Here is a 16390-nt window from a genome sequence, read left to right on the forward strand (position 1 = left end):
TATCCTCCGTTAAAAATCTATCTTTAATCTGATATTTGCAATCTCTTTTTTTGTAAAGACTTCGTCTCCACCTTCTGTTTCTACGGTAATATTTTCACCGTCAAAAGCCTTTAATATTCCTTCAAAATCTTTAACACCTTCTCTTGCCTTATAGAGCTTGAGTTCCACTTCCTTTCCAAGTTCTCTTATGAAATCCTTGTCTTTTTTCAGTGCTCTTCCAAGTCCCGGAGAGGAAACCTCCAGAATATATCCCTCTTCAATAAAGTCCTTTTCATCCAGCCAGTCGCTAAGATGCCTTGAAATTTCGACACAGTCATCTATTCCTATGCCGCCTTCTTTGTCCATATCACAGTATGCTCGTAAGTAGTACTCTCCCGCCTCTTTTACAAATTCGACATCCACCACTTCAAATTGAAGCTCACCGCTAAGTTTTTCCAAGAACTCTTCCGTTCTTTTTACATAAGTTTCACTTTTGCTCATTTCTATCCTTTCATATGCATAAAAAAGTGGACCCATCGGCCCACTTTCCTGTCAAACATATTTTAATCACTATAGCACATTTCTTACATAAATGCAAGGGGGAAAATCAGATTTCATACTTACAGGGGGAAAATCAGATTTCATACTTACTTGACCCAATTACATACTTCTAAATTTGGTACTCTCATAAACTCTTTAATATTGTTGGTTACTATAGAATAACCTAGCGACTGTGCATGAGCAGCTATCATCATATCAAGAGGACCTATCAGTGTTCCTTGTTTTTCCAAATATGTCCTTATCTTTCCATAATTATTTGCTGCATTAATATCAAATTCCAATACCTCTATATTCGACAACAGCAATGTTAGCGCAAGTCTGTTTTTATCAACTACCATACTTTTCTCGACACCATGTATAAGCTCTGCATATGTTATAGCGGAAATACATATTTCCGTAGGATCATGCCTTTTCAGTTCTTTTACTACACTCTCAGGTTTATTCTTTATTATATATATGCATATATTTGTATCCAACATATATCTCATAGTTCTTCTCTCTTTTGATCCGAGATTTCTCCTCTGTCAGCCATAAAATCATCTGAAAACATATCTATGGCTGTAATAAATGAATCCCACTTACCGTTTTTCGGCAATAAAATCAATACATCACCAATTTTATTTACCATAACTTCATCACAGCAAAATCTATACTCCTTAGGTAATCTTACCGCTTGACTTCTACCATTTTCAAAAATTTTTGCCGACAACATAAAATCACCGTCCTTTCACAAGTAGTATATACCACGATATATATCTAGTCAATATTTATAATACTGATCCTTATACCAAATAATACAGCTTACTGAACAATAGAATATCAATATGCATCAATATATCCTGCCAATGCATAGCCTTCAAATCCGTCATAATCTATATAGTAAAATCCGTTATCCGCTCCGCTATAAACTGTAACTATAGCTCCAAGCGGAATCTTTGTAATCTCCTCTCCCTTTGTGCTTGGAGTCCTACGAAGTGTTATATATTCATTGCATCTTACCACTTTTCCTGACCATACCGTACTTGCTTTTGTAGGTGCAACATAATGATCGTACGGGTCGACACTTAAATATGATGCCAGTGCATAACCTATGCTTCCGTTGTAACTTACTTTATAAAAACCGTTTGCCGCATTCTCCATAAAGCTTACCGCCGCACCTAAAGGTATCTGCTTTATCTCCTTTGAATTTGTGGAATCTGATACACGAAGCGTAATGCTTTCATTACAATTCACTACATAAAGAGTTGTCAAAACCTGTGCCTGAGTAACAGCTACAGTTTGAGGCTGAGTTTCCTGCAAAGATTCTGAATTTGCAACCTCTGCTACCGTTTCCTGAACAGCAGACTTCTCAGCTATGTTACTCTCCTCTTCTGTTCCGGACTCAACTTTACTTTCTTCTACGGTTTCAGTATCACCTCCAAATTTTATGGTAACACTTTTTGAACCGCAACCTGACAAAACACATATACTTACAAATACACAAATTAAATATATTATTTTTCTCATAAAACCTCCACTATTTATTAAAGTACTGATCTATAGCATTTGCCATAGATTTTGCAATTTCATCCTTTTTCGTTGAGAGTATCTTGGCATCAATAGCGTTATCGGCAAATCCTACCTCTACCAAGCAAGTGGGAATAGATGAATATGAGAATATTCTAAGAACTGCAGTATGCGTTCCCTTATTCTTCAGACCTGTAGCAGCAGTAATATTGCTTTCCATATTTTCGGCAAGTTTCTTTGACAACTCTATATTTATCTTTGTCAGTCCCATTATACTTGTATATCCCGGATAATTACTACCCGAAATATAATCATTGTCTCCCGGATAAAAGCTTAGAGTACCTGAGTTTTTACCTGTATTTGAGTGAATTGATATCATTATATCCGAGGTCTCACCGGCTAAAGCACTTCTGGCACCGTTTGAAATATTTTGATTAAAATCAGTCCTGCTCAACACCACACGATATCCCTTATCTATAAGCAAATCCTTAAGTTTCAGTGCTACTTTCAAACTGAATTCAGGCTCCGTCTCTGTTTTGTCATAGATATTCTTACTGTCTCTTGCTTCAACACCTACTCCATAACCCTTATCACCTACCATAGAAGTCTTCATGGGCTTTAGCATTGAATCATCAACAGGATAATATTTTTCTCTTTTTTGATTGGCTTCAGGTGCATTATTGTCACCATGTCCGGGGTCTACAAATACGGTATGTCCGTTGAATACAGCCGGCTCAAATACATAGGCCTTATAGTCGGGAGCACTACCGTCGGCATTTTTCCACAAATATGGTCTGTACTTTGAGTTTTCACTTAGATGATACACGCCTTTATCTGTAATTATCTTACTATTTCCCTTTGAATTCTTATCCTCCTGCTGATTAACTGCCTGAGTAGCAGCTGTAGTCTCTGCAGTACCGTATCTTGTAACCGGAGTTACTTTTCTTTTTGCCAAACCCGCACTTACACTTATACTTGTCGCTGCAGATATAACCAATACACATGTACATAACAAATTATACTTTTTAATTCTTTTCATATTCACTCCTTACTTTGTATATCCCATCTCCTTTTCAAAGGCGATTATCAAATTTCTGTTCTGTATCTCAATATCACTTAACATATTGTCGTTAAATTGTTTTGCAGGTATGGTGCCGTGATACCAGCTGCGGGAATTGAAATAGTTTTGCAATCCTGCATCATCAAACATTCTCCCGTGTTTTGCATAGATTTCATTTCTTGCAAGACGACACTGCTCGGCACTAAATCCTGACAATTCGCTTTTATCAAGTACTCTTACGCTGCTGTCAGGCAAAATAAATTCATTATTTATTGCGACTGTACTTGGCATTGTAGCAGGCTGTACGGTCTGTGCCTCTGTAGAAACGGGCTCTGTCTGTGCCTGTGTTGTTACATCCCCTTCTTCACTCTCTTTTTCCTTGGCTCTTCTCTCCTTTTCCTTTTCTCTCTTTGACGACTTGCTTTTTTTATCAAGTACACTTTCCTGATTTGTACTGTCATCAATTGATATGCTGATAATTCCTGTCTGAACTAAAGCAAATAAAATCAAAAGAAGTGCAAGGATAATACCCGCTATTGTAATAAATACAATTTTAACACCTTTATTTTTCTTGGTTTTTTTAGCCTTATTACCCTCCGTATTACTTTTACCCGAAACATTACCGTGAGGTAAAGTGGCTGCCGAACTTACCTTATCATCATCTTTTTTAAGATTTACTCCACCTTCATCCTTTTTTACAGGCTCACCGCAGTTTGTGCAGTAATTCATTCCGTCTCTGACTTGCTTTCCACATTTTGAACAAAACATGCTCATTCTCCCTTATCTTCTTTATATAATAATTTTACCATAAATTTTTCCTGAATACTATATAATCGACCTCTGTTCCTGATTTACACTTAATATTTTAAGATGTATAATATTAATAATAAAGTAAGGAGTTTTATTGAATATGAAAAAAGTCATAATTGCTGTTACTTTCTTGACTCTGTCGATTTCTTTGACTGCATGCGGACTTGTTGACAAGGGCAGTCTGAAAAAGATAACTGAAGGTCAGGAGTTCAACGCATGGGAAATGGACCTGGTGGAAAAACTTGAATCTTACGGTCTGGAGGAGAATGAAAAAGAGAGGCTTCACAAGATTGATGCTGAATGTGATGATATCGGAGACAATGATTACAAGAATCAGCTTTTGATTGCAAAAAAGCTTGTCAAACTGACTTCACAAGTAGAATCCAGAATCGAGACTTCAGCTAAAGAACTTGTAGAAAAATTAGATAATGCCGATGTACCCTATGCTTCGGAAGATGAAAAGAAAAAACTTGCAGAATACAGTGAAACCGTTTCTGAAATGCTGAAGAAACATGATTTTATCAATTACAAGGAGGTTTCAGAAAACTGGAGCAAACTTGTAGAATACTCAAGTACAAAACTTACCGGTCTGGATGTAAATATAGTCCAATTTGACTACACCAATTATCCTACAGTCAGAATGTATGTGGATGTAAAGAACTCTTCGGGTGATGTTGTCACAAATCTCTCACCGAATATGTTCTATGTATCACAAAAAAGTGTTGCAAACGGTGACTTTCAATCTGTTACAATTAAAAATATTTCAATGCTTGACCAAAAGGATGCATTAAATATTGATATGGTTGCAGATACAAGTGCAAGTATGGAGGGAGAAAGACTGAGCAGTGCAAAAACTGTAATGTCCACCTTCCTTAATACGGTTCAGTTTAATGTAGGTGATAAGGTAAAGCTTACAGAGTTCAACTCATATATTGATAAAAGCGGTGTATTCACTTCCGATGTAAACGCGTTAAACCAAAAGATTTTTTCATATATCGCATCAGGACAAACTAAACTGTATGATACACTTATCTATGCCGTTCAGGATGTATCCGGAATACCCGGTGCAAAATGTGTCCTTGCTTTTACCGACGGCGAAGATGTCGGAAGCTACAATAGTGCAAGTGATGTTATAAATGTGGTATCGGCATATAAGATTCCTGTTTACATAGTCAGAATAGGTGATAATTACAGTGCAAATGACAGTGATCTTATTCAGATTACTTCCGCTTCAGGTGGTGAATTTAAATACTTCAACTCATTCGGTATGGATATGGGCAATTTCTACAGCAGCATCTACAAAGGTATGAAGCAGTACTATGAGATAGAATATGAAATGCCTGACGCAAATAATTATACGGATAAGAGAGATATCAGTGTATATGTGAAGGGAGACGGAGTCGGAGGAAGTGCGGATATAGAAACAAACTCAGGAAATGACTTCTTCAACACCCTTCTCGGCAATTTCCTAAGAAGCTATATTGAAGATATGAATGCACACAGCTACAATCAGATGGCTTCAAAAATTGACGATACAGTAAGTCCTACAGATGAAACAGGACTTAAATATCAGATGACTAAACAGGTTACGGGTGGCTTTGCCAATGTAGTAAGCGAAAGTCTTATGTCCTACAATGTAAGTTCTATAACTGTGGTGGATGAAAACACCATAAAACTTGCTACCAACGAAGATTATGATGTTATACTTGACAGAAAATACTCTTCATTTACAGGCGACAAGCTGACTCAAGTCAATACCGCTCTATATAAAAACTCATGGAGTGCAAATGCAGACAGTCAGATACGTATCTGGGAAAGAGTAAACCAAAAGCCTGAATATATTCTAAAAAAAGGCAGTGACGGTATATGGAGATTCTCACAATACTCTGTAGACCCGGGATCCAATGCAACCATTGCAATATATGATGCCATGGTTATTTACTAAAATAAAAACTCCTCAGTCGGTTCACCTGCTGAGGAGTTTTATTTGTAATAACTCTTATTTATGTTAATTTTTAAAATCCGAAACCTGAAGCTATAGCCTTGGCATCCGCATCAACCCATTTATTTATCAAATCGGATTGCATTGCCTTTTTTCTGACTTCAGGCACCGAGTGAAAACCATGTTCCACTATCATTCCCGGCACCCCGGCTACATTTGCACCTCTAAGTACACCGTAATAGTCTCCACTTTCTCCCATTCTATAGTATACACTGCCATTAATTGTAATACTGTCATTTTTAGCAACAGTCCACTCACTTAAGGAACCTTTCTTAACGGAATCAAATTCCTTACTCTTTGCAAGTCCTTCATTAAAGTTTACAACAGATAAATTCTCACCTATCTTATTGGCAATATTTATACATATCTCATTCTCTTTTGCAAGAGAATTTAATATTATAAGCGGCTTATTAATTGTAACAGGCTGTGAATTTGTAGGATATCCGTTTGCATGTGAATTGTTTGAATTAGTATGCAATGATATAAACAAATCCGAACCGCTTCTTCCCGCCATTTCTCCTCTAAGTGAAATATGACCGCCATCGAGATTTTTATCTGTAAATCCGTCAATAGTAATACTTTCCGTTGTTCTTGTGAGAACAGAAGATATACCGTAGTTTTTCTTTAAACTGTCTCTTAAGGCCAATCCAAGCTTTAATACCGCCATAGATTCAGAGTAGCCGTAACCGTCCTCTCCTTCTATCGCATTCTTTGTCTGAAAATGTCCCGGATCAATACATATAAGGACATTACTTGCAAATATTGATTTACCCTTTACCTGCTTTCCGTTTTTTAAATATGCGTCCACTCTGTACTCATATTTTACATATCCGTTTGTACTTATTTTATCGGTATAAGAAATATTTCCTGTTTTATTTACATCCTTGGATGAAATTCTCTTTATCTCTTTGAAGTCCTTTGAAGATGCATCCTTTCTAAGTATTACATATCTTCCGACTTCATTTATACCGTTGCCTGAAAAAAACAGATTAATCTCATTTTTTGACTTTCTTTCAAAATCAATACTGTCAAGAGCCGTCTTTACACTTGTCTCTGAAGCAAATGTAATCCTTCCGACAGAAACAAAAGCAAATACACAGGCAATCAGAGTAAATATAATCTTTTTCCCTGTAAATCTACTCATAGATTAGAACATCGGTACAACAGCACCATTGTACTTACTTTCGATAAATTTCTTTACAGTATCGCTTTCAAGAGCCTTTATAAGTGCAAGAATTGCATCGGATTTCTCATCACCCTCTCTTACAGCTATAATATTTGCATATGTAGTAGCCGCAAGTGACTTGGAATCCTCTATAGCGAGTGCATCGCTTACCTTTAATCCGGCCTCGATTGCATAGTTTCCGTTTACAACGGCAACATCAACATCTTTAAGTGTTCTTGCAACCTGTGCAGCCTCAATTTCCTGAATATCAAGATTCTTAGGATTTTCTACTATATCCTGCTTTGTAGCATTGATTCCTGCACCATCTTTTAACTTTATAAGTCCGTTTGCCTCAAGTAAGAGCAATGCTCTTGCCTCATTTGTAGCATCATTCGGCACTGAAATCTTTGCACCGTCTGCAAGAGCATCAAGTGATGCAGTCTTTCCGGCATAGATACCGAAAGGCTCATAATGGATTGCACCTGCTGAAACAAGAGTTGTATTATGCTCTTTATTAAAGTTCTCAAGATATGGATAATGCTGGAAGTAGTTTGCATCCAATTCCTTTGTATCAAGAGCCACATTCGGCTGAATATAATCATTATACTCAACTATCTTTAAATCATAGCCTTCTTTGTTCAGCTCTGCTCTTGCAGCCTCTAAAATTTCAGCATGTGGTGCAGGAGTTGCTCCTACAGTGATTGTCTTTAAATCTTTTGAAACTGCACTTGTTTCTGCCGACTCGCTGACAGACTCACTTGCGCTTTCACTTGTATTTGTATCTGCAGCCTTCTTTCCACATCCTGCAAGTGCAAGAAGTGATACCAAACCTAATGCTAATAATATTCTTTTCTTCATTTATTATTCCTCCTTAAATTTCATATACAATTTATAGACCATACAATATATTATGTCAATGATTTAGCTCTCATATCTTTATAGTCTTTTTTTATAACCTGTTATATTACCTTATTCTCTTATCGGAGCTCTTTGAACTTCTCATAAAAATCTCCTGTATTATTTGAACCAAAATTACAAGGATTGCTACGGTAATAAACATTATATCTGTCTGATATCTGTAATATCCGTAGTTTATGGCGATTGTTCCAAGACCTCCGCCACCTGTAAATCCTGCCATTGCCGAATACCCGAGTATTGTTGTAACTGATATTGCAGCACCTACAAGAAGAGACGGCTTTGACTCCGGTAAAAGCACTTTAAATATTATTTGTGCATTACTTGCACCCATTGACTTTGCCGCCTCTATTACACCTGCGTCCACCTCTTTTAGTGAAGACTCAACCATTCTGGCGATATAAGGTGCTGCCGCTATAACAAGTGGAGGTATAACTGCAACAGGCCCTATTGATGTTCCCACTATAATTCTTGTAAGAGGTATTACCATAATAAGCAAAATCATAAAAGGAACCGATCTTATCAGATTTATAATCATTCCCAAAACTCCGTTAAGCTTCGGCATGGGCTTTATACCTGTATTATCTGTAACAACCAAAATAACCCCGAGCGGAATACCTATAAGGTATGAGAAGAATGATGAAGCAACAGTCATTAATAAAGTCTCAAACAGACCTTTTAAAATCATTGATGTCATATTAATCTATCAGCTCCTTTCCTTCGGTTAATTCCACCTCATGGTATACCACACCTATACTGTCAAGATATCTTTTTGCCTTTGCGGCTTCTTCTTCACCTGAAATCTGAACTATCATATGTCCCACAGCCGAACCGCCTATATCTTTAGTCTGAGCATAAAGAATATTTACGGGAATTCCACAGGATAAAATCATATTTGAGAGTACAGGCTCAAAAGAGCTTCTGCCGTCAAATTCTATTCGAAGTTTAACTCCCGATACAATTTCTTTATTCGGCAATACATCACCGAGTATAAGTTTCTTACCGATATCAGACTGCGGATTGGCAAAGATGTCCTCAACTCTGCCCATCTCGGCAATACGGCTGTTTTCAATAATTGCAACTCTGTCGCATATACTCTCAATAACTTTCATCTCATGAGTTATTACTATCACCGTAATTCCCATATTTTTATTTATATCTTTTATAAGATCAAGTATCTGCTTTGTGGTCTTAGGATCAAGTGCCGATGTAGCCTCATCACATAATAAGAGCTTCGGATTGGTGGCAATCGCTCTTGCTATAGCCACTCTTTGTTTTTGTCCTCCCGAAAGCTGCGCAGGATATGCCTTTTCTCTGTCCGAGAGTCCCACCAGCTTAAGTAACTCTTTTGCTCTTTTTACAGCCGCAGCCCTTGGAACACCGCTTATTTCTAAAGGAAAGCACACATTATTCAGTATATTTCTTTGTGAAAGCAAGTTGAACTGCTGAAATATCATTCCCATATTCCTTCTGATATTTCTTATACCCGGCTCACCCATTTGCTTTAAAGGCTTGCCTTCAAAATACACATCTCCTTCAGTAGGTACCTCCAGATAATTGATACATCTGACCAAAGTAGACTTACCTGCTCCCGATAAACCTATTATTCCGAATATTTCTCCTCTGTTTATATCCAGATTTATATCATCCAAGGCCTTTACATCTCCGTTCTTTGTATGAAAGACTTTGCCCATGGACTTTAAGCTTACAATAGAATCCATACTCCCCCTTAATTACACAACTCCACTATGGACTGTGCAAATATTTTTGCTGAAGCAATAAGCTCATCTATTACAACAAACTCGTCAGCTCCATGCATTTTTGTATCTGTACCCGGGAAAACCGCACCGAATGCTACACCGTTTTCAATATTGTGTACATAAGTACCGCCTCCCATGGCAATGCATTCGCCTTTAAGACCTGTATAGTCCTCATATATTGATATCAATGTCTTTACAAAAGGTGAATTTCCATCCACCTCATGTGGTGCCAGAACCGAATCATTTAAAAACTCCACGTCTATGCCTGTGAATTTTTCCCTGACGGTTTTTAATATCTTATCTCCGTCACCGCTTACAGGAATTCTGCTGTCAAAGAATCCGTGCATTATATTATTCTTTAAAGTGAGCATTGAAAAAGCAAGTGTAAGTGCACCGCTTTTCTCATCCTCTACGGCAATGCCCATTGCCTCACCCTTTGTATCTCCATGCGGCATAAGAGCATACAATTTCTTTATAGTCTCTATCTTCTTTGAAGGTGAAAAATCAAGTCTGCAAAGTAATTCCAAAAGTCCTGTAATGGCATTATTTCCGTTCTCAGGAGTTGATGCATGTGCATTTGCACCAAGTGCCGTAATCTCAAAAACCGGCACAAGATCGTACTTAAACTGTATACCTGTTTCCTTAGTCACTTCCTTGGCTTTTGCTTCAACTTCTTCTATATCAAATCCCTCTATGACCGCCTTTGCCTTTGGAGGTACTACATTTACCTTTGTACCTGCTTCAATACTTACAAGTCTCTTTTCACCGGCATCCTCAAGAGCGGCTGAAAACTCACCCTGCAGCTGTCCCTTTTCAATATTTACCACCGGAAATTCTCCGTCAGGTGAAAATGTCATAGGAGCTTCTTTTTCCTTGGTATAGTAATACTTTATACAGCTGCTTCCGCACTCCTCATCCGTACCCAAAACAAGTCTTGTATTCTTTTTTACAGGTATGTTCAAATCCTTAACCGCACGAAGAGCAAAAAGCGCAGCAACCGCAGGTCCCTTATCATCAGAAGTTCCTCTTCCGTAGATCTTTCCGTCTATTTCCTTAGGTTCAAAAGGGGCTGTAACGCTCCATCCTTCTCCCTCAGGTACTACATCCAAATGAGCAAGTATATCAAGCCCTTTTTCTTTGTTGTTAAGATCTATCGCACCCGCATAATTATCATAGTTTGTTATGTCAAAACCGTATTTTTCTGCAATGCTGAGTGCCATGGTAAGTGCTCTTTTGGGACCTTCACCAAAAGGTGCACCCTCCACATACTCGCCTCTTGTACTGTTTATAGAGCAGAGCTTAATGATATCGGCTACCATCTCGTCTCTGTGCTCATCTATATATTTTTCTATTTCCTGTCTGTATTTTCTCATAATGTTCCTTTCTTAGTTCTTTCCGAACTCACTTAAAACCAATCCTTCATTTCTTTCCTCAACCATTCTCACACTCCAAGGGTGTGTAAAAATAAGAAGCGGGCGGTCTTTAAGATCTTTAATCTTTTTCATATCACTTGTTCCCTGTATCTTATCTATATCTACAGTAGATGTTTCATCTATCCACCTTATATGCTCGTAAGGCAGCTTATCAAGTTTTACATCTACATTATATTCATTCTTCAGTCTGTATAATAATACTTCAAACTGGAGCACACCTACAACTCCCACTATTATCTCTTCCATTCCGGTATTATACTCCTGGAAAATCTGGATTGCACCCTCCTGAGCTATCTGATACACCCCCTTTAGGAATTGCTTTCTCTTCATGGTGTCCACCTGACGTACTCTGGCAAAATGCTCAGGTGCAAAAGTAGGTATACCTTCAAACTCAATATCATTTACCGTGGCAAGTGTATCACCTATACCGAATATACCCGGATCAAACACTCCGATAATATCTCCGGCATATGCCTTTTCAACTATCTTTCTCTCATCCGCCATCATTTGTGTTGACTGATTGAGCTTTATCTTTCTGTTTCCCTGTACATGGAAAACATCCATACCTGCATCATACTCGCCTGAACATATTCTCATAAATGCGATTCTGTCTCTGTGGGCTTTATTCATATTTGCCTGAATCTTAAATACAAAGGCGGAGAAGAACTCATCCTTCATAGGATCTACCACTCCGTCATGAGTTTTTCTCTTAAGAGGTGATGTGGTCATTTTGAGGAAATGTTCAAGGAAGGTCTGCACTCCGAAGTTTGTAAGAGCCGAGCCGAAAAATACAGGACTCAGTTCACCCGCAGACACTCTCTCCATATCAAGGTCATCACTTGCACCGTCTAAAAGCTCTATATCTCCTCTTAATATATCAGCATAGTCAAATCCGATATAATCATCCAGCTTACTGTCCTCAAGATCGATAACTTGAGTATCAACTTCCTTCATTCCGGCATGATTTGCAGTAAACTTATTTATAAGCTTCGTCTGTCTGTCATATACACCCTTAAAATTCTTTCCCGATCCGATAGGCCAGTTTACAGGACATGTTCTTATGCCGAGCACATTTTCTATCTCATCCAAGAGCTCAAAAGGATCTCTCGCCTCTCTGTCAAGCTTGTTTACAAATGTAAATATAGGTATCTTTCTCATTACACAGACCTTAAAAAGTTTTATAGTCTGTGCCTCAACACCCTTACTTGCATCTATTACCATGACTGCAGAATCTGCCGCCATCAAAGTTCTGTATGTATCCTCTGAGAAGTCCTGATGTCCCGGTGTATCCAAAATGTTTATACAAAATCCGTCATAGTTAAACTGCATAACAGATGAGGTTACAGAGATACCTCTCTCCTTTTCTATCTCCATCCAATCACTTACCGCATATTTGGCAGTCTTTTTTCCCTTTACACTTCCTGCCAAGTTAATAGCACCTCCATAGAGCAAAAACTTCTCGGTCAATGTTGTTTTTCCGGCATCCGGGTGTGATATTATGGCAAATGTTCTTCTCTTACTTATCTCTCCAAAGTTCACTTAAAAATTCCTCACTATCTCATCAAATATCTTTTCTGCCACTTCTGTTTTTGACAGCTTATCAAGTCTTATCTCATTATCCTTTGTAAATATGGTAACCACATTTGTATCGGTTCCGAATCCTGCTCCATCAACCTTTACATTATTTGCAACTATCATATCCGCATTTTTCTTTGCCAGTTTATTCTTTGAGTTCTCTTCCATATTTTCGGTTTCCATGGAAAATCCGCAAATAAACTGTTTTTTAGGATTATTTTCTTTTCTCTCACCAAGTTCTTTTAATATATCTTTGGTTCTTGAAAGTTCAATAGAAAGATCTCCATCTTTTTTCTTTATCTTTTCATCACTGTAGTTTGCAGGTGTATAATCCGCAACGGCCGCAGCCTTTATAATAATATCCTGTGAATCTGAGATCTTCATTATCTCTTCATACATATCCTCTGCCGATTTTATATCTATTCTGTTTATGAAATCAGGTACAAAGACATTTGACGGTCCCATTACGAGGCTTACCTTTGCACCTCGATAAGCCGCCATCTTTGCAATCTCCACTCCCATCTTCCCTGTGGAATTATTTGATATATATCTTACAGGGTCTATTGCCTCTCTTGTAGGTCCCGCACTTACACATACTTTCTTTCCTGCCAGATCCTTTTTAGCATATACTCCTCTTTTGATATATTCAAGGAGCATCTCAGGTTCAGGCATCTTCCCTGCTCCGCTATCTCCACATGCCAGATGACCGCTTGCAGGCATGATAATATCCATACCATAGGTTCTAAGTTTCATAATATTGTGCTTAACCACCTTGTTTTCAAACATGGTAGTATTCATAGCGGGTGAAACCAATATAGGACATCTCATTGCTAAAGCTGTAGTAGTCAGCATATCATCCGCAATACCGTTTGCAAACTTTCCTATAACATTTGCGGTGGCCGGTGCAATCAAAAATACATCCGCCCACTTTCCAAGCTCTATGTGATCCACTTTAAACTCAAAATTTCTGTCAAATGTATCTGTATATACTTTTTGTGCAGTGAGAGTTTCAAATGTCATAGGTGTGATGAACTGACAGGCATTCTCAGTCATTATTACTTTTACATTTGCACCCTGTTTTTTTAGCATACTTGCAAGGTTTGCAATTTTATATGCCGCAATACCTCCGGTTACACCAAGTAATATATTTTTATCTTTCAGCATAAAGCCTCCATAAATCTTAATTTTTATTTAGATATAATGCTTACACGATTATACGCTATTTTATTATTGCAAGCAAGAACAGAGATTAGTATACTTTATATAAAATAAAGCTTTTATTTGAAATATCGTTCTTGGGCGCTTAGACGGTATATATACTTTAAAAGCCTTAAATCTACTTACATAAGAAGGAAAATTTTATGATTTTAGCAATCGATATGGGTAACACAAATATTGTCATCGGCGGTATCGACAATACAAAAACATATTTTCTTGAAAGAGTCACAACCTATACTACAAGAACCGATCTTGAGTACTCTATGTATATAAAAGGAATACTTGATATACATGGAATAAAACCTTCTGATATAGAAGGTGCAATTCTTTCAAGTGTAGTTCCTCCTCTGAATGAAACCATCAGAAATGCAATCAAAAAAGTACTCGGTATTGAATGTATGCTTGTAGAATCAGGTATGAAAACAGGATTGAATATACTTATGGACAATCCGAAAACTGTCGGCTCCGATATGATAGTTGACGCTGTTGCTGCAATGGATGAATATCCGCTCCCTTTGGCAATCATAGATATGGGAACTGCCACCACCATATCTGTAGTAGATAAAAGCGGAAATTATATAGGCGGTATAATACATCCGGGACTTAGAATCTCACTTGATACTCTAAGTTCAAAAACCGCTCAGCTTCCACAAGTAAATCTTGATATGCCGAAAAAAGTTATAGCAAAGAATACAATAGACAGTATGAGAAGCGGTATCCTGTTCGGACATGCCGGTATGATGGACGGTATTATATCACGTATGGAAGAAGAGCTTGGTGAAAAACTTAATGTAATCGCCACAGGAGGTCTCGCACCTTTTGTAGCCCCTCTTTGTACACATGATATTATCGTAGATGACAATCTTTTACTTAAGGGATTGCTCAAGCTATATATCAAAAATCATATATAAGCACAAATAAGCCTTGGAAATTTCTTCCAAGGCTTATTAATTGCATTATTTCTTTCTCTTTAAGAAATCAGGTACATTTATCTTTGCATCACCTGTTCTTATAATAGTCGGGCGCTGTCCTGATATGTAATTTCCGTTGTAATTTTGATTATTCATATTCGGATTATTCAATCCCTGATTGTTTTGAGTATTCAAATTCTGATTGTTAAAGTCACTTTGATACTGCCCGAAGTTTCCTGTATATCCGCCGGTATAACCGCCTTCCGGATAGCTCTCTCCTGCATAGTTTGCTGTAGGAGCTGTAGGATTTATATAATTATTCTGCTCCTGCTGAGTCTGTACAGGTCTTTCCATACCCGCCGTATTCATTCCCTGCAAATATGCATCATTTCTTTTCGGAATATTATCGTTTTGATGCTTGGTATTTACATCTCTGATCAATTCTCCTACAGGAGTATCATTTATTGCATTGGTTACACCTGTAGCAATAACTGTAATCTTCACACTGTCCGGCTCAGCATCATTATATGATACACCGAAGATAATATTTGCCTCTTCACTCACAAGCTCACGTACATAGCCGGTTGCCTCATCTGCCTCAACAAGGCCGACATCACCTGATATTGAAATAAGAACATGAGTGGCATTGTCAATACTTGTCTCAAGAAGTGGTGATGAAACAGCAGCCTTCACAGCATCAAGAGCCTTGTTGTCTCCTGTTCCGTAACCGATACCGATATGTGCAAGTCCCTTGCCCGTCATTACAGTCTGAACATCTGCAAAGTCCAGGTTGATAATAGCGGTCTCACTGATAAGGTCTGTTATACCCTGAACACTTTGCTGCAATACTTCGTCAGCTTTTTTCAATGCATCAGGCATAGTAGTCTTTCTGTCCACTATCTGAAGTAATTTCTCATTCGGTATCACAATCAAAGTATCCACATACTGCTTCAAATTCTCTATACCTGCAAGTGCATTTTTCATTCTCTGCCTGCCCTCAAAAGGGAAAGGCTTTGTTACTACACCTACTGTAAGTATACCGAGATCTTTTGACGCTCTGGCAATAACCGGTGATGCACCTGTTCCTGTACCACCACCCATTCCACATGTAACAAATACCATATCTGCATTCTTCAGCTTATTTGTGATATCTTCAATATTCTCTTCTGCCGCTTTTTCTCCCACTTCAGGCTTTGCTCCGGCACCAAGTCCTTTTGTAAGCTTCTCGCCTATCTGTATAATACTCCCGGCTTTACAATTAACCAAGGCCTGTTTATCGGTATTAACTCCAATAAATTCCACGCCTTCTACATTTTCATCAATCATTCTATTTACGGCATTGTTTCCGGCACCTCCGACACCAACTACGATAATCTTCGCTGCATTCTCATTTACCGGCTTATTTATTTCTAACACAGATATATTCCTCCTGTACCCCTACACTTAAGCAAACTCTCATCTTATAATAAAGGTTTTTTATATAAATATCAACTTA

General features: G+C 37.9%; 16 protein-coding genes. 2 read left to right on the forward strand and 14 right to left on the reverse strand.

What is annotated here, in order from left to right:
* Positions 1 to 9: 9 nt before the first annotated feature.
* From rimP to HMPREF1140_RS02490, 6 genes are all read right to left on the reverse strand, one after another.
* A complete protein-coding gene (rimP, locus tag HMPREF1140_RS02465) occupies positions 10 to 516 on the reverse strand; it encodes a ribosome maturation factor RimP (RefSeq protein WP_009662356.1) in 507 nt (168 codons plus the stop codon).
* Positions 517 to 626: 110 nt separating this feature from the next.
* Positions 627 to 1028 (reverse strand): type II toxin-antitoxin system tRNA(fMet)-specific endonuclease VapC, encoded by a 402-nt coding sequence (gene vapC, locus HMPREF1140_RS02470; protein WP_009662360.1) that lies wholly within the window; start codon positions 1026 to 1028, stop codon positions 627 to 629.
* A complete protein-coding gene (vapB, locus tag HMPREF1140_RS02475; RefSeq protein ID WP_009662384.1) occupies positions 1025 to 1252 on the reverse strand; it encodes a type II toxin-antitoxin system antitoxin VapB in 228 nt (75 codons plus the stop codon). The genes vapC and vapB overlap by 4 nt, the downstream gene beginning before the upstream one ends.
* A gap of 107 nt (positions 1253 to 1359) precedes the next feature.
* Entirely contained in the window at positions 1360 to 2046 is a 687-nt protein-coding gene (locus HMPREF1140_RS02480) for an SH3 domain-containing protein (protein WP_009662352.1), read from the reverse strand.
* 10 nt (positions 2047 to 2056) lie between these two features.
* Complete coding sequence (locus HMPREF1140_RS02485; RefSeq protein ID WP_009662338.1) at positions 2057 to 3085, reverse strand: N-acetylmuramoyl-L-alanine amidase family protein; 1029 nt, start codon at positions 3083 to 3085, stop codon at positions 2057 to 2059.
* Between the two features lie 9 nt (positions 3086 to 3094).
* Entirely contained in the window at positions 3095 to 3874 is a 780-nt protein-coding gene (locus tag HMPREF1140_RS02490) for a YARHG domain-containing protein (protein ID WP_009662313.1), read from the reverse strand.
* Between the two features lie 142 nt (positions 3875 to 4016).
* Between HMPREF1140_RS02490 and HMPREF1140_RS02495 the strand changes: the two genes are divergently transcribed.
* Positions 4017 to 5861 carry a VWA domain-containing protein gene (locus tag HMPREF1140_RS02495; protein WP_009662372.1) on the forward strand — a complete coding sequence of 615 codons (1845 nt, stop codon included), beginning with the start codon at positions 4017 to 4019 and terminating at the stop codon, positions 5859 to 5861.
* A 70-nt stretch (positions 5862 to 5931) separates the two neighbouring features.
* On the opposite strand, the gene HMPREF1140_RS02500 is transcribed toward HMPREF1140_RS02495, so the two are convergent.
* The 7 genes from HMPREF1140_RS02500 to coaBC all read right to left on the reverse strand — a co-directional run bounded on the left by HMPREF1140_RS02500 (position 5932) and on the right by coaBC (position 13930).
* Positions 5932 to 7062: an N-acetylmuramoyl-L-alanine amidase family protein gene (locus HMPREF1140_RS02500; protein WP_009662306.1), complete on the reverse strand. Its 1131-nt coding sequence runs from the start codon at positions 7060 to 7062 to the stop codon at positions 5932 to 5934.
* Positions 7063 to 7065: 3 nt separating this feature from the next.
* Positions 7066 to 7941: a MetQ/NlpA family ABC transporter substrate-binding protein gene (locus tag HMPREF1140_RS02505; protein ID WP_009662317.1), complete on the reverse strand. Its 876-nt coding sequence runs from the start codon at positions 7939 to 7941 to the stop codon at positions 7066 to 7068.
* Between the two features lie 106 nt (positions 7942 to 8047).
* Positions 8048 to 8695, reverse strand: a complete 648-nt coding sequence (locus HMPREF1140_RS02510; protein ID WP_009662332.1) for a methionine ABC transporter permease — start codon at positions 8693 to 8695, stop codon at positions 8048 to 8050.
* Between the two features lies 1 nt (position 8696).
* Positions 8697 to 9719: a methionine ABC transporter ATP-binding protein gene (locus HMPREF1140_RS02515; RefSeq protein ID WP_009662320.1), complete on the reverse strand. Its 1023-nt coding sequence runs from the start codon at positions 9717 to 9719 to the stop codon at positions 8697 to 8699.
* Between the two features lie 8 nt (positions 9720 to 9727).
* Positions 9728 to 11131, reverse strand: coding sequence for a dipeptidase PepV (gene pepV, locus HMPREF1140_RS02520; protein ID WP_009662308.1), 1404 nt, complete (start codon positions 11129 to 11131; stop codon positions 9728 to 9730).
* Between the two features lie 12 nt (positions 11132 to 11143).
* Complete coding sequence (locus HMPREF1140_RS02525; protein WP_009662388.1) at positions 11144 to 12730, reverse strand: peptide chain release factor 3; 1587 nt, start codon at positions 12728 to 12730, stop codon at positions 11144 to 11146.
* Positions 12731 to 13930 (reverse strand): bifunctional phosphopantothenoylcysteine decarboxylase/phosphopantothenate--cysteine ligase CoaBC, encoded by a 1200-nt coding sequence (gene coaBC / locus HMPREF1140_RS02530; RefSeq protein ID WP_009662331.1) that lies wholly within the window; start codon positions 13928 to 13930, stop codon positions 12731 to 12733. It abuts the gene before it with no gap.
* Positions 13931 to 14127: 197 nt separating this feature from the next.
* Between coaBC and HMPREF1140_RS02535 the strand changes: the two genes are divergently transcribed.
* Positions 14128 to 14895, forward strand: coding sequence for a type III pantothenate kinase (locus tag HMPREF1140_RS02535; RefSeq protein ID WP_009662395.1), 768 nt, complete (start codon positions 14128 to 14130; stop codon positions 14893 to 14895).
* Positions 14896 to 14940: 45 nt separating this feature from the next.
* On the opposite strand, the gene ftsZ is transcribed toward HMPREF1140_RS02535, so the two are convergent.
* Positions 14941 to 16311 carry a cell division protein FtsZ gene (gene ftsZ / locus HMPREF1140_RS02540; protein ID WP_009662381.1) on the reverse strand — a complete coding sequence of 457 codons (1371 nt, stop codon included), beginning with the start codon at positions 16309 to 16311 and terminating at the stop codon, positions 14941 to 14943.
* Positions 16312 to 16390 lie beyond the last annotated feature (79 nt).

The sequence above is a fragment of the Lachnoanaerobaculum sp. ICM7 genome (genome assembly GCF_000287675.1).
GTDB lineage: Bacteria > Bacillota > Clostridia > Lachnospirales > Lachnospiraceae > Lachnoanaerobaculum.